This is a genomic window from Massilia sp. UYP32, assembly GCF_050434365.1.
GTDB lineage: Bacteria > Pseudomonadota > Gammaproteobacteria > Burkholderiales > Burkholderiaceae_D > Telluria > Telluria timonae.
The window spans coordinates 41,965-68,484 of sequence record NZ_JBNDIK010000019.1 but is presented as its reverse complement, the minus strand read 5'-3'; the positions used below and the strand labels follow the sequence as shown (position 1 = coordinate 68,484).

The following is a 26,520-nucleotide window of genomic DNA, read 5'->3' as shown; positions in this document are numbered from 1 at the left end:
GTTGATTTTGTCGCAAAAAGCCGATCCCGGCCGGCCGACGGGCTGTTTTCGGGAATACATCGTTCTATCTGAGGGGACACATGAAAAACATCGCCACCAAGCGTGCCGCATTCCAGCTGAGCCCGGTTGCCGCCGGCTGCGCCATCTTCGTCACCGTCCTGGCCGGCAGCGCCCACGCGCAAACCGCCAGCACCGGTGAGACCGCCAACCTGAACCCGGATGCGCCGGTGACCACCGTGACCGTGACCGGCATCCGCCGCGCGATCGAAGATGCGATCGCCGTCAAGCGTGAATCGACCGGCATCGTCGAAGCCATCTCTTCGGAAGACATCGGCAAGCTGCCGGACGTGTCGATCGCCGAATCGCTGGCCCGCCTGCCGGGCCTGTCGACCCAGCGCGTCAACGGCCAGGCCCAGTCGATCAGCATCCGCGGCACCTCGGGCGACCTGTCGACCGCGCTGCTGAACGGCCGCGAGCAGGTCACCACCAGCTCGGACCGCACCGTCGAATACGACCAGTACCCGTCGGAACTGATCAGCGCCGTCACCGTGTACAAGACCGGCGACGCGGCCGTGATCGGCCAGGGCCTGTCGGGCACGGTCGACCTGCAGACCATCAAGCCGCTGTCGCTGCGCGAGCGCGTCATCACCGTCAACGTGCGCGGCGAAAAGAATTCGAAAGGCTCGATCAGCGCCGGTTCGCCGGACACCGGCAGCCGCATCAGCGCTTCCTACATCGACCAGTTCGCCAACCGCACGCTCGGCGTGGCGATCGGCTATGCGCGCCAGGACAAGCCGAACGTGCACCAGCAGTTCGAGACCTGGGACTGGGTGGACGACACCAACGTCGTGCCGGGCTCGACCGTCAAAGTGCCAAAGGGCATGAAGTCGATGGCCACCACCGGCGACCAGGTGCGCGACGGCCTGATGGGTGTGCTGGAATGGCGTCCGAACCGCAACTTCAGCTCGACCTTCGACGTCTATCATTCGCGCTTCGACCAGGAAGAAATCCGCCGCGGCATCGAAATGCCGCTGAAGGACGACGGCGAAGTGCGCTTCTCGAACGCGACCGTGGTCAACGGCACCGCGATCGCCGGCACCGCCAACAACGTCAATCCGGTCGTGCGCAACAACCGCATGACGCGCGACGACAAGCTGACCGCCTTCGGCTGGAACAACCGCTACAGCAGCGGCGACTGGGTCGGCATCATCGACATCAGCCGCTCGAAGGCTGACCACAAGGAAGAGCTGATCGAGATCAACGCCGGCCGCGCCGTGCGCCAGACCCTGGACTACAGCTACAACGGCGGCACCATTCCGCAACTGTCGCTGTCGGGCGTGTACGACGATCCGTCGCAGATCGCCATCGGCGGCCAGTTCGGCGACGGCTATGTCAACGCCCCGAACATGACCGACAAGATGACGTCGTTCCGTGTCAGCCTCGAGCGCAAGTTCTCCGACGGTCCGTTCAGCAGCCTGGAAGTCGGCTACAACCACTCCAAGCGCGAGAAGGAGAAGGAACACCTGGAAACCGGCTTCACCAAGCTGGGTGACGGCACCTTCGCGCCGGGCGTGCTCAACGGTGTGCAGGACCTGTACGCGCTGCAGAATGCGCTGAGCTGGGACATCGACGCGGTGCTGGCGAATAACTTCGGTCCGTTCACCCCATCGGTCCTGGTGCCATGGGGCGCGACCAAGAACTGGTCGATCGAAGAAAAGGTCAAGACCGGCTACGCCAAGCTGAACATCGACACCGAACTGATGTCGATGCCGCTGCGCGGCAACATCGGCATCCAGGTGATCGACACCGACCAGAGCTCGACCGCGAACACGCTGCGCGCCTGGCCGTTCGCCGACCTGGTGCCGCTGACCGACGGCAAGAAATACACCGACTACCTGCCGAGCGTGAACCTGGCCTGGAGCCTGCCGGACCAGCAGTTCATCCGCTTCGGCGCCGGCAAGACCCTGGCGCGCGCCAAGCTGAACCAGCTGAACGCCGCGCTGGAAGTCGGCCTGACCGCGCAGACCACCGGCACCCCATGGGGCAACGGCGGCAACGCCCAGCTCGATCCATGGCGCGCCAAGCAGGTCGACCTGTCGTACGAAAAATACTTTGGCAACAAGGGCTACATCTCGGCCGCCGGCTTCTACAAGGACCTGTCCTCGTATATCTACAGCGTGACCGTGCCGCGTGACTTCTCGGAGTTCAACCTGCAGGGCGCCCTGACCAATATCGGCACCATGACCCAGCCGATGAACGGCGAAGGCGGCACCCTGAAGGGCCTGGAGTTCGCGGCCTCGACCCCGCTGGACATGATCCACCCGATGCTGGACGGCTTCGGCATCACCGCCAACGCCTCGTTCACCAACAGCGAGATCTCGATCGTCGACCAGCGCTTCGGCAGCCTCGGGATCCCGCTGCCGGGCCTGTCCAAGCGCGTGTTCAACGTCACCGCCTACTACGAGAAAGACGGTTTCTCGGCCCGCGTCAGCCAGCGCTACCGCAGCGACTTCGTGGGTGAAATCGGCGGCATCGGCGGCGCAACCGAGCTGACCTACGTGAAAGCTGATAAAGTGGTCGACCTGCAACTGGGTTACGACTTCAAGCAGATCGAAGGCCTGTCGGTGCTGTTCCAGGTGAATAACCTGACCGACACCGCCTTCCGCAGCTACGCCGGCACCGAAGACCGTCCGCGCGGCTACAGCAAGTATGGCCGCCAGATGCTGCTCGGCCTGAACTACAAGCTGTAAGCAATACACTGGTTGAACGGCACGCCGCCCAGCGCGGCGTCTGCCAGCCCTTGCAGGTTTCGCCTGCAAGGGCTTTTTGTTTTTTTCGGATTCTGTGGTTTTGCCTCATAATCCACGCCTGTTTAGTCCACGCAGCGCCCTATTTAGCGCCTTGCGCGGGGCGACGGTGTAAACTATCGCTTTCGTTTCTACTTATTTAAGAGCAACTCCTTTATGTCTGACACCCCAATCCCATCGTTTTCCGACCTCAATCTTTCGGCGCCTGTTCTGAAAGCATTGAAAGACGTCGGCTACGAAACGCCGTCGCCGATCCAGGCTGCCACCATTCCTTTGCTGCTGGAAGGGCGCGACGTGTTGGGGCAGGCCCAGACCGGGACCGGCAAGACCGCGGCCTTCGCGCTGCCGATCCTGTCGAATATCGACGTCAAGAAAACCGCTCCGCAAGCGCTGGTGCTGGCGCCGACGCGTGAACTGGCGATTCAGGTCGCCGAGGCCTTCCAGAGCTACGCCGCCCACATCAAGGGCTTCCACGTGCTGCCGATCTACGGTGGCCAGAGCTATGGTCCGCAGCTGTCGAGCCTGCGCCGCGGCGTGCACGTCGTCGTCGGCACTCCGGGCCGCGTCATCGACCACATCGAGAAGGGCTCGCTCGACCTGTCGCAGCTGACCACCCTGGTGCTGGACGAAGCCGACGAAATGCTGCGCATGGGCTTCATCGACGACGTCGAGCAGATCCTGCAGCAAACCCCGGAAGGCCGCCAGACCACGCTGTTCTCGGCCACCATGCCGCCGGCGATCAAGCGCATCGCCAAAACCTATCTGCGCGATCCGGCCGAGGTCACCGTGGCCGCCAAGACCGGCACCGCCGACAATATCAAGCAGCGCTACTGGCTGGTGGCCGGCATGCACAAGCTCGACGCGCTGACCCGCATCCTCGAGGCCGAGCCGTTCGACGGCATGATCATCTTCGCGCGCACCAAGCTGGGCACCGAGGAACTGGCGACCAAGCTGCAGGCGCGCGGCTTCGCGGCCACCGCCATCAATGGCGATATGGCCCAGCAACAGCGCGAGCGCACCATCGAGCAGCTCAAGAACGGCAAGATCGACATCCTGGTGGCGACCGACGTCGCGGCGCGCGGCCTCGACGTCGAACGCATCAGCCACGTGATCAACTACGACGTGCCGTCCGATCCAGAGAGCTACACGCACCGCATCGGCCGCACCGGCCGGGCAGGGCGCAGCGGCGACGCGATCCTGTTCATCACCCCGCGCGAGCGCGGCCTGTTGAAAGCCATCGAGCGCGCTACCCGCCAGCCGGTCTCGCCGCTCGAGCTGCCGACCATCAAGGCGGTCAATGAAGTGCGCATTACCCGCTTCAAGGACCAGATCCGCACCACGCTGGCCGAGGGTGGCCTGGACGTGTTCCGTTCGCTGATCGAAGACATCGAGCGCGACGACAATGTGCCGGCGATCGATATCGCGGCCGCGCTGGCCAAGCTGGCGCGCGGCGACGAGCCGCTGCTGCTGACCAAGCCTGATCGCGAAGCGCGTCCCGAGTTCGTGCCGTCGCAGCGCGAGTTCGGTGGCGGCGCCCAGGAACGCGCGCCGCGTGCGCCGCGCGGCGACTGGGAAGAGCGTCCGGCGCGTCCCGCACGCGAGCCTGGCTTCAAGAAAGAGCGCGTGATGCGCGATCCCGAGCCGGGCATGGCCACCTTCCGCATCGAAGTCGGCTTCGCCCATGGCGCCAAGCCGGGCAATATCGTCGGCGCGATCGCCAACGAAGCCAATATCCCGTCCAAGCATATCGGCCGCATCGAGATCTATGACGATTACTCGACCCTGGATCTGCCGGACGATATGCCCAAGGACCTGGTCGAGCACCTGAAGACCATCTGGGTCGCGGGCCGCCAGCTGGCCATCACGCGCGACGGCGAAACCCCGGCTACGCCGCCGGCCAAGAAGCCATATGCCGCGAAGGGCGTCGAGCGTCGCCTGGGTGAAAAGCCGACCGCGAAGAAGCCGCATCGCAAAGGTCAGGCGTAACCATGTAGTCGAACAATCGCGCTCGCTGTTGTTTGACTACAAAATTCTTCCCTGATGCTGAGTTGTCGTGGTGTCCTCACTATGAGGACACCACGATTGACACTCAGAAACCACCATGTTATTTTGCTACAGATACGCTGGCCGGACTGTAGTCGTCCTTTTTCGTCCCTTCCGGCCTCGCACCGCATCCTGCACAAGGCACTGACGGCACGCTTTTAGCGAGCGGCCGTGCAATCACACACGAGAGAAGCCCGTTTGCCGGGCCAGATTGGGGACACACAATGGATATGCAATCGACCGTGGGGAAGCCGCGCCTGTCGTTCTGGCAGCTGTGGAACATGAGCTTTGGTTTCTTCGGCATCCAGTTCGGCTTCGCGCTGCAGAACGCCAATACCAGCCGCATCTTCGCCACCCTTGGCGCCGATCCCGACAACCTGGCCCTGTACTGGCTGGCGGCGCCGGTCACGGGCCTGCTGGTCCAGCCCATCATCGGCTACCTGAGCGACAATACCTGGCACCCGAAATGGGGCCGCCGCCGTCCCTTCTTCTTCATCGGCGCCGTGCTGGCGGCGATCGCGCTGTTCCTGATGCCTAACTCCACCGCGCTGTGGATGGCGGTTGCCGTATTGTGGATGATGGACGCGGCCATCAACGTGTCGATGGAGCCGTTCCGCGCCTTCGTGGGCGACAAGCTCGACCCGGCCCAGCAGACCGCGGGCTACGCGATGCAGACCTTCTTCATCGGCTGCGGCGCCGTCATCGCCTCGCTGCTGCCGACCTTCTTCGAGAGCATGGGCGTGTCCAACGCCGCCGTCGGCGGCGTGATCCCGGACACCGTGCGCTACTCGTTCTACGCCGGCGGCCTGGTGTTCTTCCTGGCCGTGAGCTGGACCGTGCTGTTCGCCGACGAACTGCCGCCGCCCGACATGGACGCCTTCCACAGGGAGCGCAAGGCCTCGCGCGGCGTGGGCACGATGTTCGTCGAGATCCTGGGCGGCTTCGGCAAGATGCCGCGCACCATGGTGCAGCTGGCCTTCGTGCAGTTCTTCACCTGGATCGCGCTGTTCGCGATGTGGATCTATACCGGCACCGCGATCGCCGACAACGTCTACGGCACCACGGATGCGCAATCGAGCGCCTACCAGGACGCCGGCAACTGGGTCGGCATCATGTTCGCGGTATACAGCGGCGTGTCGGCGCTGGCCGCCTTCATCCTGCCGGTGTTTGCCCGCGCCACCTCGCGCAAGATCGTGCACGCGACCTGCCTGGTCATCGGCGGACTGTCGCTGGCCAGCATGTTCCTGATCACCGACAAACAGATGCTGGTGCTGCCGATGATCGGCATCGGCATCGCCTGGGCCTCGATCCTGACCATGCCGTACGCGATCCTGGCCGGTGCGTTGCCGGCCAAGCGCATGGGTTACTTCATGGGCCTGTTCAACTTCTTCGTCGTGATCCCGCAGATCGTCAGCGGCCTGCTGCTGGGCAGCATCACCAAGCACCTGTTCGACGGCCATGCGGTGCTGACCCTGGTGCTGGGCGGCGGCTGCATGCTGGTCGCGGCGCTCCTGACCCTGTTCGTCACCGACAAGGCGGCGCCGGTCTCGAAGGCCTGATCCAGGCGGATTCCGCCAACCACCCGCCCACGCGCGCCGTCATTTTTGCGGCTGTCGTATCGTAATGTTTTACTAACATATTCGCCCTGACCAGTCCTGGTCGGGGTGACTATGTGAGCGCAAACTTACCCAGACAGGAGCACAGCATGACCATCCAGACCGTCGCGACCACCCCGTTCGCCGGGCAGCGTCCCGGCACCTCGGGCCTGCGCAAGAAGGTGACCGAGTTCCAGCAGCCCGGCTACCTCGAGAATTTTGTCGAATCCATCTTCCTGACCCTGGGCGAAGGCAAGTGCCGTCACCTGGTGGTGGGCGGCGACGGCCGCTATTTCAATCGCGAGGCGATCCAGACCATCCTGCGCATGGCCGCCGCGCACGGCGTCGAGAAGGTGCTGGTGGGCCGCGGCGGCATCCTGTCGACGCCGGCCGTGAGCTGCGTGATCCGCAAGCACGCCTGTCATGGCGGCATCGTGCTCTCGGCCAGCCACAACCCGGGCGGGCCGGATGGCGACTTCGGCATCAAGTACAACATCGAGAACGGCGGCCCGGCGCCCGAGAAGATCACCGACGCGATCTACGAGCACACCAGGGCGCTGACGCAGTACCGCATCGTTGATGCGCCGGCCGTGGACCTCGACCGGCTGGGCACGACCCGCATCGAGAACATGACCATCGAGGTGATCGATCCGGTCGCCGACTACGCCGAGCTGATGGGCCGCCTGTTCGACTTCGATGCGATCCGCGCGCTGTTCGCCAGCGGCTTCCGGATGCGCTTCGACGCCATGCACGCGGTCTCGGGGCCGTATGCCAGGGCGGTGCTCGAGGACATCCTGGGCGCGCCCGCCGGCACCGTGGTCAATGGCCAGCCGCTGCCTGACTTCGGCGGCGGCCATCCCGATCCGAACCCGGTCAATGCCGCCGACCTGGTCGCGGCGATGGCGGCGCCGGATGCGCCCGACTTCGGCGCCGCCTCCGACGGCGACGGCGACCGCAACATGATCGTTGGCCGCGGCATCGCCGTCACGCCGTCGGACAGCCTGGCCATCATCGCCGCCAACGCCACCGTGGCGCCGGGCTACGCGGACGGCATTACCGGCATCGCGCGCTCGATGCCGACTTCACAAGCGGCCGACCGCGTGGCCGAGGCGCTCGGCATCTCCTGCTTCGAGACGCCCACCGGCTGGAAGTACTTCGGCAACCTGATGGACGCCAACCTCGCCACCCTGTGCGGCGAGGAGAGCTATGGCACCGGCTCCATCCACATCCGTGAGAAGGATGGCCTGTGGGCCGTGCTGTTCTGGCTCAACCTGCTGGCCGTTCGGCGCCAGTCGGTCGGGGAGATCCTGCGCGCGCACTGGGCCCGCTTCGGCCGCAACTATTATTCGCGCCACGATTACGAGGCGGTCGAGGCCTCGGCGGCAACCGCCATGATGGATGCGCTGCGCGCGCGCCTGCCGGAGCTGGCGGGCCAGACGCTCGACGGCCATCACGTGGCCCAGGCCGACGACTTCGAATACAACGACCCGGTCGACAACTCGTGCTCCACGGGGCAGGGCGTGCGCATCATCATGAGCGACGGTTCGCGCATCGTGTTCCGCCTGTCCGGCACCGGCACCGAAGGCGCCACCGTCCGTCTCTATCTCGAGCGCTACGAGGCCGATCCGGCGCGCCACGACCTGGACACCCAGCAAGCCTTGCAGGGCTTGATCGCCGTTGCCGAGAGCGTGTCCGGCCTGCGCCGGCGCACCGGCCGCAACGAACCCACCGTCATCACCTGACACCCACCCACCTACAGGAAACCGCATGAAATTACCCGTCCTTGCCGCCTCCATGCTGATCGCCTTCGGCGCGCTGTCGTCCGTCTCGTCCGCCATCGCACAAACGAAAGCGCCTGCCGGCAAACCCTTCGTCTGGGAGAACGCGACCGTCTACTTCCTGCTGACGGACCGCTTCAACAACGGCAATCCGGCCAACGACAAGGCGTATGGCCGCAAGGACGATGCCGCGACGATGCGCGGCTTCATGGGCGGCGACATCGCCGGCATCACGGCGAAGATCAAGGAAGGGTATTTCAACGACCTGGGCGTGAACGCGATCTGGTTCACGCCGGTCGTCGAGCAGATCCACGGCTCGACCGACGAGGGCACCGGCAAGAGCTACGGCTTCCACGGCTACTGGGCGAAGGACTTCACCGCGCTGGACGCGGCCTTCGGCACCGAGGCCGAGCTCAAGGAGCTGGTCGACACGGCGCACGCGAACGGCATCCGCATCGTGTTCGACGTGGTGATGAACCACACCGGGCCGGTGACGAAGCAGGATCCGGTGTGGCCGGCAGCGTGGGTGCGCACCGGCCCGCAGTGCACCTACAAGGACGCGCGCACCACGATGGATTGCACGCTGGTGGCGAACCTGCCGGACTTCCTCACCGGTAGCAATGCCAACGTCGAGCTGCCGCCGCAGCTGGCGGCGAAATGGAAGAAGGAAGGGCGCTACGAGCGCGAAGTCAAGGAACTGGACGACTTCTTCAAGCGCACCGGCTATCCGCGCGCGCCGCGCTACTACCTGATGAAGTGGCATGCGGACTGGGTGCGCAAGTACGGCATCGACGGCTTCCGCGCCGACACCGTCAAGCATACCGAGCCCGGACTGTGGAAGGAACTCAAGCAGGAAGCCAGCCTCGCCTTCGAGGACTGGAAGCGCGCCAATCCGAAGCAGCGCCTGGGCGAAGACAAGTTCTGGATGGTGTCCGAGGTCTACAACTACGAGATCAAGCACGCGCGCAAGTTCGACCTGGGCGGCGGCGAGGTCGTCGATTACCTGGATCAGGGCTTCGACAGCATGATCAGCTTCAGCCTGCGCAGCGACGCCAGGCAGCCTTACGAAAAGATCTTCTCGGATTATTCGAGGATCCTGCAAGGCGAGATGAAGGGCTATTCGGTCCTGAACTACATCAGCTCGCACGACGACGGCAGTCCCTTCGATCCGCTGCGCGAGCGCCCGTTCGAATCGGCCAACAAGCTGCTGCTGGCGCCGGGCGCCGCCCAGATCTACTACGGCGACGAGACCGCGCGCATCCTGCGCGTCGAAGGCGCCGAGGGCGACGCCACCCTGCGTTCGTTCATGAACTGGGACGAGCTGAAATCGAACGCGGAACGTGGCATGCACCGCGTGGCCGACATCCGCGCGCACTGGGCGCGCCTGGGACGCTTCCGCGCCGCCCACCCGGCGGTCGGCGCAGGTGCGCACCAGATGATCAGCCATAGCCCGTACACCTTCAAGCGCACCTGGGAAAAGAATGGCGTGAGCGACCGCGTGGTGGTGGCGCTCGACCTGCCAGGAGGCCAGCCGGCCACGATCCAGGTCGGCGGCGTGTTCCACGACGGCGCCACGGTGCGCGACTGGTACACCGGCAAGACCGCCGTGGTCAAGGGCGGCAAGGTGCGCTTCGACACCGCCGCTCCGGTGGCGCTGATCGCCCAGGACTGATGTTGGCATCGCGGCGCACGGCGGCGACTGTGCGCCGTGCGCCAATTTGCTATCCCATGTCATGCGACCCGCATGATTTCCTGCCGCGCGGAATTCCCGGCCGCGCCGCGCTGCCTCTGAGCGAACACTGCTAAGCTGCTAATACATTCATGTTTTGCGGACCAGCCGCCGATGAGCGTGCGGCCGCAGCGCGTCAATGCCGACCGACGCGAGAGGGGAGAGAACATGCGCAGCATGAGCAGAGCAAGAATGATTTATCGCCTGGTGCGGGGGCGGGCGCGCCTGGAGGTGAAGAACGTCGCGCCGCAACCGGGCCTGCATGCGCTGGGCGGCGAGGACGGCGACGAAGTCCTGACCGAATCGCCCGACCCCAAGCTCGACTACATCACCCGCCTGGCCGTGCAGGCCAGCGGCGCCGAGATCGGCGGCATCAGCCTGATGTTCAAGTCGCGCATCTGGCTGCCGTCGCACATCGGCATCCAGGGCAGCTTCCTTCCGCGCGAAGGGTCGTTCTGCGACCGCGCCCTGGACGTCGGGGGCGACTGGTTCGAGGTGCCTGACGCCAGCCTCGATCCGCGCTTCGCGGCCAATCCGCTGGTGGCCGAGCCGCCGCGCTGCCGTCACTACGCCGCCGTTCCGCTGCGCGGCGAGAGCGAGCACCTGCTGGGCAACCTGTGGGTGATGAGCGCCAGCGCGCGCACGCTCGACGTCGCCCAGGCCGCCCAGTTGCGGCTGCTGGGACGGATCGCGGCCGACCTGCTCGAACTGCGCTACTGCGATCCGGTCACCGGCATGTTCAACCGCGCGGTGTTCCTGCACCACCTGCAACGCCTGCTGCTGGAAGAAGAGGGCGCGCTGGTCACCGTCGGCATGGTCGACCTGATCGGCTTTCGCCAGGTGAATGACCTGTTCCGGCGCGAGACGGGCGACCGCATCCTGCGCCTGATGGGCAAGCGCATCGAGGACTGGGCCGACGGCGCGCTGCTCGGCCACCTCGGCGCCGACCAGTTCGCGTTCGCCCTGCTCGCGCGCCCCGAGGAGATCGACGCCCATCTCGCGCGCCTGTGCGCCGCCATCGACCAGCCCTTCGAGGTGGAGCCGGGCTGCATGCACACCCTGCATGCGCGCATCGGCATCCGGCGCCAGGCCTTGCCGTGCGAGGAAAGCGCCGACGGCTTGCTGGATGCCGCCGACATCGCGATGTCCTCGATCCGCCAGCAGCAGGGCGCCAGCGTCGTGCACGAGTACGATGCGGCGCTGATGGCGCGCGCGCGCCTGCGGTACGAGTTGCGCGAAGCCATGCGCGGCGCGCTGCGTTTCGGCCGCCTCGAGGTGCATTACCAGCCCCAGGTCGACGTGGCTCATGGACGCCTGATCGGGCTGGAGGCCCTGGTGCGCTGGCGCCATCCGGCCTACGGCCTGGTGGGCCCGGGGATGTTCGTGCCCCAGGCAGAGAGTTCGGGCCGCATCTTCGAGCTCGACATGCACGTGCTGGACCTGGTCTGCCGCGACCTGATGGCCTGGCGCGCGCGCGGACTGGCGACGCCGCCGGTGGCGCTGAACTTCTCGCGCGCCTCGCTGATGCACACCCAGGTCTTCGCGCGCCTGGCCGAGATCCTCGAGGCCACCGGCGTGCCGGGCGAGCTGCTCGAATTCGAGGTCACCGAGAGCCAGCTGCTCGACTCGCCGACGCTGCTGCACCAGCGCATCTCGGCGCTGCGCGCGCTCGGGGTGCGGGTCGCGGTCGACGACTTCGGCACCGGCTACTCGAACCTGGACGCGCTCACCAGCTTCCCCTTCGACCGGCTCAAGGCCGACCGCCGCTTCGTGCACGGCGTGGCGAGCGACGCCCGCACCGCCGGCGTGTTCGCCCTGATCCAGGGCATCGCCGCCGTGTTCGACGCCGAGCTGCTGTGCGAAGGCCTGGAGGACGAGGCCGACCTGTCCTGGCTGGCCGAGCGCGGCGTGCACTGCGTGCAGGGCTGGTACTTCAGCCGCGCGCAGCCGGTGCAGGCGATCGAGCGCATCCTGGGCCGCTTCCAGGAAGCGCAGGACGCGCCGCTGTCGGTGCCCGAAATGCGCGCCTTGCTGGCCTGAGTTTCTGCATATCGAATCGGTGGCGATCCGGGTTAGACTGGTGGTTCCGTCAACTTTGCACAGATTGCCATGCCAGTCTTTACACGTATCGCCCGTGCCGTCGCGGGAGCGGGTCTCGCCCTCGCGCTGCTGCCGGCCCAGGCCTTCGCCCAAGCCGCGTCCGAGCCGGTCTACGGTCCCGAGCTGGAAGAGTTCACCTATCCCGAACCGACGCAGCAATACCGCTTCAAGTCCCAGGGCGTCGATCTCCAGATGACCTATATGGACGTCAGGCCGGTCAAGCCGAACGGCCGCACCGTGGTGCTCATGCACGGCAAGAACTTCTGCGGCGCGACCTGGGACGGCACCACCAAGGCCCTGACCCAGGCCGGCTACCGCGTCGTGGTGCCCGACCAGGTCGGCTTCTGCAAGTCGACCAAGCCGCAGCATTACCAGTACACCTTCCAGCAGCTGGCCGACAACACCCGCAAGCTGCTCGAATCGATCGGCGTGAAGAAGGCGATCGTCATCGGCCACTCGACCGGCGGCATGCTGGCCACGCGCTATGCGCTGATGTATCCGGAGCTGACCGACCAGCTGGTGATGATCAACCCGATCGGCCTGGAAGACTGGAAGAACCTCGGCGTGCCGTCGCTGGGCGTGGACAAGTGGTACGAGCGCGAGCTGAAGACCTCGGCCGAGCGCGTGCGCGAATACGAGCGCACCACCTACTACAACGGCCAGTGGAAGCCGGAGTACGAGGTGTGGGTGCAGATGCTGGTCGGTATGTACCGCGGCAAGGGCAAGGAGATCGTGGCCTGGAATTCGGCGCTGATCTACGACATGATCTATACGCAGCCGGTGGTCTACGAGTTCCCGCTCATCAAGGTGCCGACCTTCCTGTTGATGGGCCTGAAGGACACCACCGCGATCGGCAAGGACGCGGCGCCGGCCGCGATCCGTCCGAAGCTCGGGAACTACACGGTGCTGGCGCAGAAGACGAAGGAGGCGATTCCCGGCGCGAAGCTGGTGACTTTCCCGGAGATGGGGCATGCGCCGCAGATGCAGGATCCGGTGAAGTTCCACAAGGCGCTGGTCGACGGACTGGTGCGCTGATTGTCGTTGGGCCGGCGCTGCGGGAGCCGGCGCCGGCCCCATTCTCTTGCAATTCGTTCAATGGTATCCTTGCACGATGACCGTTGACCCAGACACCAAACTGAAACCCGCGCGCGCGGCCTTCGCCGACGGTCCGCGCCTGCTGGCCGACATCGGCGCCACCCATGCGCGCTTCGGTCTCGAGACCGCGCCCGGGGTCCTCTCCCAGGTGAGCGTGCTGCGCTGCGACGACTACGACGGCATCGTCCCGCTGCTGAACGCCTACCTGGCCGAGCATCCGAACCAGCGCATCAGCCACGCGGCTTTCGCGCTGGCCAATCCGATCAGCGGCGATTTCATCCGCATGACCAACCGCGACTGGCAGTTCTCGACCGACGAGGTGCGCCGCGCGCTGGGCCTGTCGACGCTCCTGATCGTGAACGACTTCACGGCGCTGGCGATGGCGCTGCCCGGCTTCCAGCCGAAAGACCTGCTGCAGGTCGGCGGCGGGCAGGCGCAGACGCACGCGGTGTCGGGCGTGCTCGGTCCCGGCACCGGCCTGGGCGTGTCGGGCGTGATCCCGACCATCGACGGCTTCGTGACCCTGGGCAGCGAGGGCGGCCACGTCAACTTCGCGCCGAGCGACGAGCGCGAATTCGCGATCCTGCAGTATGCCTGGCGCGAATGGAAGCACGTCTCGAACGAGCGCCTGATTTCCGGTCCCGGCATCGAACTGATCTACCGCGCGCTGGCGCAAAGAAACGGTGTGGAAGCTCCGGCGCGCAGCACCGCCGAGATCATGGGCGGCGCGCTGGACGCCGGCGACGCCCTGTGCCTGGAGGTGCTGGAAACCTTCGCTGGCATGCTGGGCAGCGCCGCCGCCAACCTGGCGGTGACGCTGGGCGCCTTCGGCGGCATCTTCATCGGCGGCGGCATCGTGCCGCGCATGGGCGAATGGTTCGCCACGTCGCCGTTCCGCGCCCGCTTCGAGGCCAAGGGCCGCTTCACCGACTACATCGCCCAGATCCCGACCTTCGTCATCATGACGCCGAACCCGGCCCTGTACGGCGTCTCGGCGATCCTGTCGGAACACCTGCGCGGGCGCAGCGGCGCCAACACGCTGATGGACCGCGTGCAGCAGCTGCGCCACGAACTGTCGCCGGCCGAGCAGCGCGTGGCCAGCCTGGTGGTCGACCATCCGCGCAAGGTGCTGTCCGAACCGATCGCCGAGATCGCGCGCCTGGCCGACGTGAGCCAGCCGACCGTGATCCGCTTCTGCCGCTCGCTGGGCTTCCAGGGCCTGGCCGAATTCAAGCTCAAGTTCGCCGGCAGCCTGACCGGCACCATCCCGGTGCGCCACAGCCAGGTGCGCGTCACCGACAGCACCCATGACCTGTCGGCGAAGGTGATCGACAACACGGTGTCGGCGATCCTGAAGTTCCGCGACGCGCTCGACGTGCATGCGATCGACCGCGCGATCGAACTGCTGCGGCGCGCGCGCCGGGTCGAGTTCTACGCGATGGGCAATTCGCGCGCGGTGGCGCTGGACGGCCAGCACAAGTTCTTCCGCTTCCGCATCCCGGCCGCGCTGTACGGCGACTCGCACCTGCTCAACCTGGCCGCCGGCCTGCTGGGGCCGGGCGACGTGGTGATCGCGATCTCCACCGGCGGCCAGCTGCCCGACCTGCTGGAGGCGGTCGACACGGCGCGCGCGCAAGGCGCCGACGTCATCGCCATCACCAGCAGCAAGTCGCCGCTGGCGAAGAAGGCCAGCGTGTGCCTGGCGGTCGACCACAGCGAGGACAGCACCACCTTCCTGTCGATGATCTCGCGCATCCTGCAGCTGCTGCTGATCGACATCATGTCGGTCGGGATCTCGCTGGGCGCGCAGGGGGAGGGCAGCCAGGGCAGCCAGGGCAGCCAGAACGACATCGAGCAGCGCCGGCTCCTGATCTCGCACCTCGATATCTGACCGGCGGCGTCATGCCACGCTGTCATGCCACTGTCACGGCGCGCCGCGACAATGCGGACAAGTCCGGCAACCGGAGACAGCCCATGCGGCACCCGCCATCCTCGCGCATCCTCGGCTGCGCATTCGTCGCGCTGCTGGCCAGCGGCTGCGCCAGCCACGACCTGAAGAACCCCGGCCAGTCCTGGCCCCCTTCGCCCAGCGTCATCGCCCACCGCGGCGCCTCGGCCCTGCGGCCCGAGCACACGCTGGCCGCCTACCGCAAGGCGATCGAGGACGGCGCCGACAGCGTCGAGCCCGACCTGGTCGCCACCCGCGACGGCGTGCTGGTGGCGCGTCACGAGAACGAGATCTCGGGCACCACCAACGTCGCCGAGCTGGCGCGGTTCGCCGCACGCAAGACCAGCAAGACCATCGACGGCGTGGCGGTCAGCGGCTGGTTCACCGAAGACTTCACGCTCGCCGAACTGAAACAGCTGCGCGCACGCGAGCGCATTCCCGCCAACCGGCCCGCCAACACGAGGTACGATGACCAGCATGCGATCCCGACCCTGCAGGAGATCATCGACCTGGTCGACGGCGAGAGCCGCGCGCGCAACAAGACCATCGGCCTGGTCCCGGAGCTGAAGCACCCGAGCTACTTCAAGTCGATCGGCCTGCCGCTCGAGCGCCGCCTGGTGGACGTGCTGGCGGCGAACGGCTACCGCGGCCGGGATGCGGCCGTGTTCATCCAGTCTTTCGAAACCGGCAACCTGAAGGAACTGCACGCGATGGCCGGCTACCGCCTGGTGCAGCTGGTGGCCGCTGACGGCGCCCCGCACGATGCGGTCGCCGCCGGCAGCGGCCTGACCTATGCCGACATGATCACGCCGGACGGACTGCGCGCCATCGCGCGCTATGCCGACGTGGTGGCGCCGTACAAGACCATCGTGATTCCGCGCGACGCGGGCGGCGCACTGGGCACGCCGACCCGCTTCGTCCGGGAGGCGCGCGGCGCCGGGCTGGCGATCCACGTGTGGACCATGCGGCCCGAGAATCCCTTCTTGCCGGCCGGGTTGCGCGCCGCGCCCACCGATTCGCCCAGCCAGCGCGGCGATGCTGCGGGCGAGATCCGCGCCTACCTGGAGGCCGGTGTGGACGCGATTTTCACCGACGATCCAGCCACTGGACGGGGGGCTGTTAATGCCATGCGGAAACATTAATTTGTATGCTGTCATGCGCTCGGCAGCGCATCGTATTGACTGGCGGGCGGCGAGTACGTAAAAGCGTCTACGCCACGCAACGCTCTCTTCGGAAACAGTAGTTTCCACTAGGAACCCAATGTAAGATTCGGCGGTGGACGCCCTCATCCCTGGCGTCCCCGCATTGTCCCGGCCTCGACCCGCCGCCCCCGAACCGGTATTTGGAAGAGCACCATCATCGTCACCTACGCCAACAACGAACAGGCCCGCCTTGCCGCGCTGGCCGAGCTTGAAATCCTCGACACGCCTCCCGAGACCCGCTTCGACCGCTACACGCGGCTCGCCGCGATGACCTTCGGCGTGCCGATCGCGCTCGTCTCGCTGATCGACGCCGACCGGCAGTGGTTCAAGTCGCGCACCGGTCTTGAACCGCAGGAGACGCCGCGCTCGATCTCGTTCTGCAGCCACACCGTGCAGGCGCGCGACATGCTGGTGGTGGAGGATGCCGCACGAGATCCGCGCTTCGCCGACAACGTCCTGGTGACGGGCGAACCGCATATCCGTTTCTATGCCGGGCAGCCGGTCTACAGCGATGGCCAGGCGGTCGGCACGCTGTGCATCATCGACCGCGCGCCGCGCGTCTTCAGCATCGAGGAGCGCCAGGTGCTGAAGGACCTGGCCGGACTGGTCGAAGTCGAACTGAATCACATGAAGGCGGTGATGGCGCGCATGCTCGCCGAGCAGGCGCTCAAGTCGCTCAACACCGAACTCGAAGCCCGCATCGCCGCCCGCACCGCCGAGCTGGAAGAGCGGATGGCCGAGTCCATGCGCATCCGCCTGCAGCTGGAAGAGAAACAGGAACTGCTGGACGCGGTGCTGGAATCGATCGACGTCGGGGTGGTCGCCTGCGACGCCATCGGCAACCTGACGCTGTTCAACCGCAGCGCGCGCGACTTCCACGGCCGCGACCTGAAGGCGGTGGCGCCGAGCGAATGGTCGCAGTACTACTCGCTGCACCACGCCGACGGCCGCACGCCGATGGAGATGGACGAGGTGCCGCTGGTGCGCGCGCTCAAGGGCGAGGTGGTGCGCGACGGCGCGATGGTGATCGCGCCGCACGGCCGCTCGCCCTGCACCCTGATGGCCAGCGGCCGGCCGCTGCGCAATGCCCAGGGCAAGACCCTGGGCGCGGTGGTGGCGATGAAGGATGTCACCGAGCTGAAGGCGTCGAGGGACCGGCTGGTCGAGAGCGAGGAGCGGCTGCGCACGATCACCGACAACCTGCCGGTGCTGATCGCGCATCTCGACCAGGACCACCGCTATGTGTTCGCCAACGCGGTGCACCAGTCCTGGCTGGGCAAGGCGCCTGAGCAGGTGGTCGGGCAGACCATGGTCGAGGCCTTCGGCGAAGAATACTGGTTGCAGCAGCAGGAAGCGCTGAAGGATGCCTTGGAAGGCAAGGCCTCGCAGTGTGAGCACGACATCGTGCGCAAGAAGCACATCCGCATCGTGCACTCGACCTTCCTGCCGCACCTGCGCGACGGCAAGGTGGTCGGCGTCTACATCCTCACCACCGACGCCACCGCGGCGCGCATGCACGAGCGTAACCTGCATGCGCTGGCGCATACCGATGCGCTGACTGGCATCCCGAACCGGCGCCAGTTCGAGCTGGCGCTGCAGGCGGCGGTGCAGCGCGCGCCGCAGCGCGAGCGCGCCTTCGCCCTGCTGTACCTGGACATCGACCACTTCAAGCGCATCAACGACAGCCACGGCCACGCGGTGGGCGACATGGTGCTGGTGGAGTTCGCGCGCCGCGTGCGCAATGTGGTGCGCAGCTCCGACCTGGTGGCGCGCCTGGCCGGCGACGAATTCACGGTGCTGCTCGACGAAGTCGGCTCGCCGCGCGACGTCGAGCTGGTGGCCAAGAAGATCATGCAGGCGATGGAAGCGCCGTTCGTGGTCGGTAGCCATGCGATTCCCGTGGGCGTCACCATCGGCGTCGGCCTGGCCGACGCGCCCGGCGTCACGGCGCAGGCGATCAGCGAGCTGGCCGACGGCGCGTTGTACGAGGCCAAGGGAAGGGGCCGCAACACCTTCGCCATCGCCCGGCTGGCCGACACGCTGGCGCTCGCCGCCGCCTGACCCTACTCCACGAACACCACGGCCGTGCGCGCCGGCACCGTGAAGGTCCCGCGGGCGCTGTCGAAGCGCGCCTCGCGCGCGCGCTGGTCCGCCGCGCCGCTTGCGGCATGCACCGGATGCAGGCGCAGCTTCTTGCCGCGCAGGAGCGCGGCGTCGATGGTGTGCGCCTTCTTGTCCACGTTCACCAGGTAGCCCAGGCCGGCGAAGTTCGCGCCGGGATAGCCCTGGCCGTCGATCCAGGCCGCGAGCACGGTCGGCACCTGCTGCGGGCCGGTGTTGAAGAAACGCAGGCGGGCATTGATGTCTTCCGCGCTGCGCAGGCGCAGCAGCGTGGAGCTGGCGCGGATTTGCAGCAGGTCGCGGAAGGCGTCGCGCGCGAACGCGATGTCGCCAGGGGCCGGCTTCAGGGCCGCGTTGGCCAGCAGCGGCTTGAACAGCGGCCAGTCCTTCGCGTTGTCGGCGGCGGGCGGCAGGCCGGTGCCGAAGAAGTTGTCCCGGTAGGTCCAGTCGAGACGGTTGAACCAGTCGCCCGAATTGAAGCTGTTGCGGTCCAGGGATTTCGAGCGCAGCACGTCGATGCCGGCGTGGTAATAGGCCACGCCCTGGCTGAAGGCGTTGATCGCCATGCCCAGCGCCTGCACCCGCGCGCGCTCGGCAGCGCTGGTCGCCACTGGCAGCTTGAGCGCGTTGATGTCGTACAGGGTCTGGTTGTCATGGTTCTCGACGTAGTTCACGGCCTCGGCCGGCTGGCTGGCATAGCCGGCCGGCTGGTTGCCGCCGTAGACGATGTCCTGCAGCTGGCGCACCTTGCCGTCGAAGGTCTGCATCGGGAAACTCCGCACCGAGCCGGCCAGGCCGACGCGGATCAGGTCGGCCGCGCGCAGCAGGGCATCGGGCTTGGCGTCGCCGCCCAGTGCATTCGGGTCGTACGCCAGGCCGTTGATATAGCCCTGCTGGCGGACGACGATCTCGCCCGAGTCGCCCGGTGAGCCGCCGCGCACGGCGTCGCGCGCGCGATCGCTGAAGGTGCCGATGCCGGTGCCGTTCAGCGACAGCTGCGAGGCCTGCACGAAGCGCGCGCCGTCGGCAACCTCGCCGAAGTTCCAGCCTTCGCCGATCAGCTGCACGTGGCGGCCGGCGGCCTCGTTCACCTCTTTCTGCAGGCGTTCCATCGCCGCGCGCGGCTGGTGGCCCATCAGGTCGAAGCGGTAGGAATCGATCTTGTAGTGGCGGGTCCAGAGCACCGACGAGTCGATCATCAGCTTGGCCATCATCGTGTTCTCGGTGGCCGTGTTGAAGCAGCAGGTCGAGGTCTCGATGGCGCCTCGCGCATCCAGGCGGTGGTAGTAGCCCGGCACCACGCGGTCGAGGATCGATTTTTCTTCCTGGCCGGCGATGAAGGTGTGGTTGTAGACCACGTCCGTGCCGACCCGCAGGCCGGCATTGTGCAGGTTCATCACCATCTCGCGGAACTCGACGATGCGGCGCGCGCCATCCTGCGGGTCGCTGGCGTAGCTGCCCTCGACCGCGTTGAAGTGCTGCGGGTCGTAGCCCCAGTTGAAGCAGTCGGTATGCGCGGTCTTGCCGATCAATGCCTGCTGGCTTTCGCCGTCCGGCGCGCCGGACGGTTGCGGCATCGCGCAACCCACTTCCGGGATGCTGCCGATGTCGTACACCGGCAGCAGGTGCACGTCGGTCAGGCCGGCTTGCGCCAGCGCGCGCAGGTGCTTCATGCCGTTCGAGTTCGTCTCGGAAAAGGCGGTGTACTTGCCGCGCTTGGACTCTGGCACGGTCTCGTCGATCAGCGAGAAGTCGCGCACGTGCAGCTCGTAGATGACCATGTCGGTCGGGGCCTGCACCGTGGCCGGCGGACGGGTGTCGTCCCAGCCGCGCGGCTTGAGGTGCGGCGCATCGAGGTCGGCGATGTAGCTGCGCTTCGAATCCGCGTTCAGGCTGACCGAATACGGATCGGTGACCAGGTTGCGCACCAGGCCGGCGCCGGGCACGACGACGTCGACCGCGTATTTGTAATACGTGCCCGACAGGTCGCGCGGCAGGCTGGTCGCCCAGGCGCCGGTCTTCTCGTCGAGCTGCATCGCGTGCACGGCGCTCGCCTTGGCCGTCGGGCCGTCATAGGTGCAGACCGCCACCTGGCGCGCGGTCGGCGCCCACAGCTTGAAGCCGGTCTGGTTCGCGGTTGGCGTGGCGCCGAGGTCGGGGATGGCTTCGGCGGCGGCGTACAGGTCGTCGAGCGCCCCGGCCGACTGGATGCGGGTGGCGGCGACCACCATGCCGCGCGCGTCTTCCTGCACCAGCACCAGCTGTTCGCGGTGCAAGGCGGGCAGGCGCGACAGGTCGCCGTCCGCCACGCGCAGGGTCGGACCGGTGGCGACCCATTTGAAACGCTCGCTTGCGGCTTGCGGGACGGCGGTGGGCGAGATGTCGAGCTTGATCGAACCGGCGGCGCCGGCGACCTTGCCGCCGGCCTTGGCATTGATCGATGCGGCAGGGGAGTGGTACAGGCGGAAGCGCCCATCGAGCGGGGCGCCGGGCCAGCGCACCAGGCGCTTGTCGAGCCAGACGGCGCGCGCGTCGAGCTGTTCGCCATTGGCTTGCAGGACTTCCTGGAAGCCGGCGCTGTTGCAGGTATCGAGAGGCACGGCCGCATAGGCGGTCGTGGAGAGTGAGGCCGCGACGAGGGCGAGATGAAGTTTGCTCATGTAGGGTGGACGGGTCCCCCGTCCACGCGTTCAAGCGACCGGAGCACACCGCCAGGATAGACAGGTTTGAGGGAGATTGGACGCGTGGACGGCAGAGCCGTCCACCCCACGATTTACGCGGCGTTGCCGCGATAATGGTCGACCATCTTGTAGCGCGTCGCATACCAGCCGAACACCAGCGCCGACAGCAGCGCGAAGCCGGCGAAGAAATACATCTGCGCCGCCATCACGCCCATGCCGGTGCCTTCGATATAGCCCACCACCGACTCGTTCTTGACGCTCGCGTTCACGATCAGCACCCACAGGTTGCCGACCGTGACGGCCAGGTACCACAGGGCCATGATCACACCCTTCATCGAGGCCGGGGCCTGGCTGTAGGCGAATTCGAGGCCGGTCGCCGAGACCAGCACCTCGCCCAGGGTCAGCAGCGCATACGGCGCGATCTGCCAGGCGATCGAGACCGGATCGCCGGCGTCGAGCGCCACCTGCAGGTTGCCGACCACGATCCAGGCGGCGGCCGACAGCACGATGCCGGCGGTCATGCGGCGCAGCGGCGAAGGTTCGATGCCGAGTTTACGCAGCAGGGGGAACAGGAGCAGGTTGTTCACCGGGATCAGGATCATCACCAGCAGCGGATTCAGGGCCTGCATCTGGGCCGGGATGACGTCGAAGGTCCAGCCGAGGAAGCTGACCTGCGTCGTCATTTCATTGGCCTGCACGATCCAGGTCGAGGCCTTCTGGTCGAACAGCGACCAGAACGGCGTCACCAGCGCGAACACGATCAGGATGCGCAGCACGGCGCGCACGCCGTCCACGGCCTCTTGCGGATGGATGCCGCGCGCGCGGTCCAGCTGCATCGAGGCGCCGATGCCGCCGAAGGCCATCAGCAGCACCAGCGCGGTGCAGGCGCCGATCACGAAGCCCCACTGCACCGACATCGCCAGCGAGACCACGGCGCCCGCGGCGCCGATCAGGGCCACGTTCAGGCCCGGACGGCCCTGGCCGGGTTCCTTGGCCAGAAGGGCGGTCTTGGCCACCTGCATGAAGGAGTGCGGATTCGGCGGCGCCGGCGGCACGTGCACGTATTTCTTCTTGCCGCTCCAGAACACCATGGTGGCGATGAACATCAGGATGCCGGGCACGCCGAAGGCCCAGGCCGGACCGTAGTCGCGCAGCAGCACCGGCATCAGCAGCGAAGCGAAGAACGAGCCGAAGTTGATGATCCAGTAGAAGGCGTCGAACACGATCTTCGCCTTGTCCTTGTTGGTCTGGTCGAACTGGTCGCCGACGAAGGAGGCCACCAGCGGCTTGATGCCGCCCGAGCCGAGCGCGATCAGGAACAGGCCGAAATAGAAGCCGTTGACGTTGTCCTCGAAGATGGCCAGGCAGGCGTGGCCCGCGCAATACACGAGGCTGAGCCAGAACACCGTGTTGTACTTGCCGAAGTAGCGGTCGGCCAGCCAGCCGCCCAGCAGCGGGAAGAAGTACACGCCGATCACGAAGGTGTGGAACACGTGCTTGGCTTCGCCGGTGCGCATGTCTTCCGGCAGGAACATCAGGAGCGTCGTGATCAGGAAGGGCGTCAGGATGTTGCGCATCCCATAAAAGCTGAAGCGCTCGCAGCCTTCGTTGGCAATGATGTAGGGAATCTGCCGCGGCATTCGCCCGGAACCTGGTTTTGCTAGATCAGTCATCGACCGCTTCCTTGAAATGTCAAACAGACGCGATGCTATGACGAGGGCGGTTCACTTTGCAATAAAAATATTGTTGTGAAACAAACGAGAAACATATCGACGTAGTTTAGTTACGCACGCAACGCTGCTGGAAACGTTTTCGAAACGCCAAGGTATTGAATCGTAAGGATAAATTATGGATTTTTAGAAAACTTCCGGAATTGTCAAGTTTTGTTGCGTCCTGTATATTGCCTAGAATTCCAAACCACGGACCAGCCATGACCCAGATCCCGACCACGACGAATCCGAACTGGTGGCGCGACGCCATCATCTACCAGGTTTATCCGCGCAGCTACCTCGACACGAACGGCGACGGCATCGGCGACCTGGCCGGCATCACCGAGAAGCTCGACTACATCGCGAGCCTGGGCGTGGACATCGTCTGGCTGTCGCCGTTCTTCAAGTCGCCGATGCGCGACTTCGGCTACGACATCGCCGATTACTGCGACGTCGACCCGATGTTCGGCACCCTGGCCGACTTCGACCGCCTGGTCGCCAAGGCGCATGGCCTGGGCCTGAAGATCATGATCGACCAGGTGATGTCGCACACCGCCGACTCCCACCCCTGGTTCGTCGAAAGCCGTTCCAACCGCGACAACCCGAAATCGGACTGGTACGTCTGGGCCGATCCGCTCCCGGACGGCAACCCGCCGAACAACTGGCTGTCGGTGTTCGGCGGCTCGGCCTGGCAATGGGATACCCGCCGCAAGCAGTACTACATGCACAACTTCCTGGTGAGCCAGCCGCAGCTGAACTTCCACAATCCCGAGGTGCAGAAAGCCCACCTGGCGGCCCAGCGCTTCTGGCTCGAGCGCGGCGTCGACGGCGTGCGCCTGGACGCCTGCGTGTTCCACTTCCACGACCGCCAGTTGCGCAGCAATCCGCCGGCGCTGGTGCGCGACACCTCGACCGTGACCGACGTGAACCCGTACGGCATGCAGGCCCACATCTACGACAAGACCCAGCCCGAGAACATCGCCTTCCTGGAGCAACTGCGCGCCCAGCTGGATGAATTCGGCGCGGTCTCGATCGGCGAGATCAGCTCGGACGACGCGCTGGCCCAGATGAACGAGTACATGGCGGGCGGGAACAAGCTGCACATGGCCTACAGCTTCAACTTCCTGACGCCGGTGTTCACCGCTGCCCACATCCGCGCGCAAGTGGAAGACTTCGAGCGCCGCGTCGAGGAAGGCTGGGCTTCCTGGTCGGTCGGCAACCATGACGCGATCCGCGTGATGACGCGCTGGGGCGGCCCGCACGCCACCGCCGGCTTTGCCAAGATGGTGCTGGCGATGCAGCTCTCGCTCAAGGGCACCCCCTGCCTGTACCAGGGCGACGAGCTGGCGCTGCACGAAGCCGACGTGCCGTTCGAACTGCTGCAGGACCCGTACGGCATCACCTTCTGGCCCGAGTTCAAGGGCCGCGACGGCTGCCGCACCCCGATGCCGTGGCAGGCCGCCGCGCCGCACGCCGGCTTCACCACGGGCAAGCCGTGGCTGCCGGTCGAGCCCTCGCACGCCGCCGCCGCGGTCGACCTGCAGGACAAGGACCCCGATTCGATGCTGAACTTCCAGCGCCGCTTCATCGCCCTGCGCCGCACCATGCCGCAGCTGACGCGCGGCGAGATCGCCTTCATCGACGCGCCGGAGCCGGTGCTGGCCCTGCGCCGCGACCTGGAGGGCGAGCGCAGCGTGCTGGCGGCGTTCAACCTGTCGAACGCGGAAGTCACGTTCGACTGGCCGGCCACCGAAGCCACCGACCGCCTCGCGGTCGACGGCCTGGCCGGCGACGCCCGGGGCGGCCGCGTGACCCTGCCGCCGTTCGGCGCCTGGTTCGGCCTGGAACGCGCGGAGGGCTGATGACTATCCAGCAGGAGCCGGAAAAGTTCGCGCGCACGGCGTTCGCCGACGGCCCGCGCCTGCTGGCCGACATCGGCGCAACTCACGCGCGCTTCGCGCTGCAGACCGCGCCGGGAGTGTTTCGCTCGGTCCAGGTGCTGCGCTGCGACGACTTCGAGGGCATCGTCCCGCTGCTGCGCCATTACCTGGCAGAGCATGAGGACGTGCGGCTGAACCACGGCGCATTCGCGGTCGCCAACCCGATCAACGGCGACTACGTGCGCATGACCAACCGCGCCTGGGAGTTCTCCACCGACGCGGTGCGGCGCGAGCTGGGCCTGTCGACCCTGTTGATCGTCAACGACTTCACCGCGCTGGCCACCGCGCTGCCGGGCTTCGCCAAGGAAGACCTGATGCAGGTGGGGCCGGGCACGCCCGTGCCGGGCGCCGTCATCGGCGTGCTGGGGCCCGGCACGGGCCTGGGCGTGTCGGGCGGGATCCCGACCGCGGACGGCTTCGTCACGCTGGGCAGCGAGGGCGGCCACGTCAACTTCGCGCCGGCCGACGAGCGCGAGTTCGCCATCCTGCAATACGCCTGGCGCGAATGGCCGCACGTGTCGAACGAGCGCCTGATCTCGGGGCCGGGCATGGAAGTCATCTACCGCGCGCTGGCCGACCGCAACGGCGTCAGGGCCGAAGAGCGCAGCGCGGCCGCCATCGTGGCCGGCGCGCTCGAGGCCGACGACCCGCTGTGCCTGGAGACGCTGGAGTGCTTCTGCGGCATGCTGGGCGGCGCCGCCGCCAACCTGGCGGTGACCCTGGGCGCCTTCGGCGGCATCTTCATCGGCGGCGGCATCGTGCCGCGCCTCGGCGAATGGTTCGCGCGCTCGCCGTTTCGCACGCGGTTCGAGGCCAAGGGACGCTTTTCCGACTACCTGGCGGATATCCCGACCTATGTGATCACCACGCCGAACCCCGCCTTCCACGGCGTGGCGACCATCCTGGCCGAGCACCTGCGCGGGCGCAGCGGCGCCAACACGCTGATGGAACGCATCGGGCAACTACGCGAAGAGCTGTCGCCGGCCGAGGCGCGGGTGGCGACGCTCGTGCTCGAGCATCCGCGCACGGTGCTGAACGAACCGATCGCCGAGATCGCGCGCCTGGCCGACGTGAGCCAGCCGACCGTGATCCGCTTCTGCCGCTCGCTGGGCTTCCAGGGCCTGGCCGAATTCAAGCTCAAGTTCGCGAGCAGCCTGACCGGCGCGATCCCCGTGCGCCACAGCCAGGTGCGCATGAGCGACAGCACCCACGATCTGTCGGCCAAGGTGATCGACAACACGGTCTCCGCCATCCTGCGCTTCCGCGACCAGCTCGACGTGCGCTCGCTCGACCGCGCGATCGAACTCGTGAGCCGCGCGCGGCGCGTCGAGTTCTATGCGCTCGGCAATTCGCGCGCGGTGGCGCTGGATGGCCAGCACAAATTCTTCCGTTTCAAGATCCCGACCGCGCTGTATGGCGACGCCCACCTGTTCACGCTGGCCGCGGGCTTGCTGGGGCCGGGCGACGTGGTGATCGCGGTCTCGAATTCGGGCGGCTTGCCGGAGCTGCTGCAGGCGGTGGACATCGCGCGCGCCGCCGGCGCCGACGTGATCGCCATCAGCAACAGCCAGTCGCCGCTGGCGCGCAAGGCCAGCGTATGCCTGGCGGTCGATCACAGCGAGGACAGCACCAGCTTCCTGTCGATGATCTCGCGCATCCTGCAGTTGCTGCTGATCGACATCATGGCGGTGGGGATCTCGGTCGATGGCCAGCATGGGCAGGGCGCCGGCCAGGATCCGCGCCGCTTGCTCATCTCTCACCTGGACAGCTGA

The 26,520-nt window shown here is 66.7% G+C and carries 14 protein-coding genes; 12 read left to right on the top strand and 2 right to left on the bottom strand.

Annotated elements, in window-relative coordinates; all coding sequences use genetic code 11:
- Window positions 1-80: 80 nt before the first annotated feature.
- From ABIB42_RS16165 to ABIB42_RS16120, 10 genes are all read left to right on the top strand, one after another.
- Window positions 81-2,750 (top strand): TonB-dependent receptor, encoded by a 2,670-nt coding sequence (locus ABIB42_RS16165; RefSeq protein ID WP_429248641.1) that lies wholly within the window; start codon window positions 81-83, stop codon window positions 2,748-2,750.
- Window positions 2,751-2,963: 213 nt separating this feature from the next.
- Window positions 2,964-4,793, top strand: a complete 1,830-nt coding sequence (locus ABIB42_RS16160) for a DEAD/DEAH box helicase (protein WP_005665634.1) — start codon at window positions 2,964-2,966, stop codon at window positions 4,791-4,793.
- Between the two features lie 281 nt (window positions 4,794-5,074).
- A complete protein-coding gene (locus ABIB42_RS16155; RefSeq protein WP_005665636.1) occupies window positions 5,075-6,409 on the top strand; it encodes an MFS transporter in 1,335 nt (444 codons plus the stop codon).
- A gap of 146 nt (window positions 6,410-6,555) precedes the next feature.
- Entirely contained in the window at window positions 6,556-8,187 is a 1,632-nt protein-coding gene (locus ABIB42_RS16150) for an alpha-D-glucose phosphate-specific phosphoglucomutase (RefSeq protein ID WP_219861122.1), read from the top strand.
- Window positions 8,188-8,212: 25 nt separating this feature from the next.
- The gene (locus ABIB42_RS16145) at window positions 8,213-9,895 is read left to right on the top strand and encodes an alpha-amylase family glycosyl hydrolase (protein ID WP_005665639.1); all 1,683 of its coding nucleotides are present in this window, start codon (window positions 8,213-8,215) and stop codon (window positions 9,893-9,895) included.
- Window positions 9,896-10,144: 249 nt separating this feature from the next.
- On the top strand, window positions 10,145-11,992 hold the full coding sequence (locus ABIB42_RS16140) for a putative bifunctional diguanylate cyclase/phosphodiesterase (protein WP_229520274.1): 1,848 nt from the start codon (window positions 10,145-10,147) through the stop codon (window positions 11,990-11,992).
- A gap of 69 nt (window positions 11,993-12,061) precedes the next feature.
- Window positions 12,062-13,087, top strand: a complete 1,026-nt coding sequence (locus ABIB42_RS16135; protein ID WP_005665641.1) for an alpha/beta fold hydrolase — start codon at window positions 12,062-12,064, stop codon at window positions 13,085-13,087.
- A gap of 76 nt (window positions 13,088-13,163) precedes the next feature.
- Window positions 13,164-15,038, top strand: coding sequence for a glucokinase (locus ABIB42_RS16130; RefSeq protein ID WP_005665642.1), 1,875 nt, complete (start codon window positions 13,164-13,166; stop codon window positions 15,036-15,038).
- A gap of 83 nt (window positions 15,039-15,121) precedes the next feature.
- Complete coding sequence (locus ABIB42_RS16125) at window positions 15,122-16,237, top strand: glycerophosphodiester phosphodiesterase (RefSeq protein ID WP_219861118.1); 1,116 nt, start codon at window positions 15,122-15,124, stop codon at window positions 16,235-16,237.
- 162 nt (window positions 16,238-16,399) lie between these two features.
- Window positions 16,400-18,358 (top strand): sensor domain-containing diguanylate cyclase, encoded by a 1,959-nt coding sequence (locus ABIB42_RS16120; RefSeq protein ID WP_307729071.1) that lies wholly within the window; start codon window positions 16,400-16,402, stop codon window positions 18,356-18,358.
- 2 nt (window positions 18,359-18,360) lie between these two features.
- Here the strand turns inward: ABIB42_RS16120 and ABIB42_RS16115 are convergent, their stop codons facing one another.
- Window positions 18,361-21,078, bottom strand: a complete 2,718-nt coding sequence (locus tag ABIB42_RS16115; protein WP_219861114.1) for an alpha-1,6-glucosidase domain-containing protein — start codon at window positions 21,076-21,078, stop codon at window positions 18,361-18,363.
- A 113-nt stretch (window positions 21,079-21,191) separates the two neighbouring features.
- Window positions 21,192-22,772, bottom strand: coding sequence for an oligopeptide:H+ symporter (locus tag ABIB42_RS16110; protein WP_005665646.1), 1,581 nt, complete (start codon window positions 22,770-22,772; stop codon window positions 21,192-21,194).
- A gap of 257 nt (window positions 22,773-23,029) precedes the next feature.
- Between ABIB42_RS16110 and ABIB42_RS16105 the strand changes: the two genes are divergently transcribed.
- Both ABIB42_RS16105 and ABIB42_RS16100 read left to right on the top strand, forming a co-directional pair.
- Window positions 23,030-24,670, top strand: coding sequence for an alpha-amylase family glycosyl hydrolase (locus tag ABIB42_RS16105; protein WP_005665647.1), 1,641 nt, complete (start codon window positions 23,030-23,032; stop codon window positions 24,668-24,670).
- A complete protein-coding gene (locus ABIB42_RS16100) occupies window positions 24,670-26,520 on the top strand; it encodes a glucokinase (RefSeq protein WP_219861112.1) in 1,851 nt (616 codons plus the stop codon). The genes ABIB42_RS16105 and ABIB42_RS16100 overlap by 1 nt, the downstream gene beginning before the upstream one ends.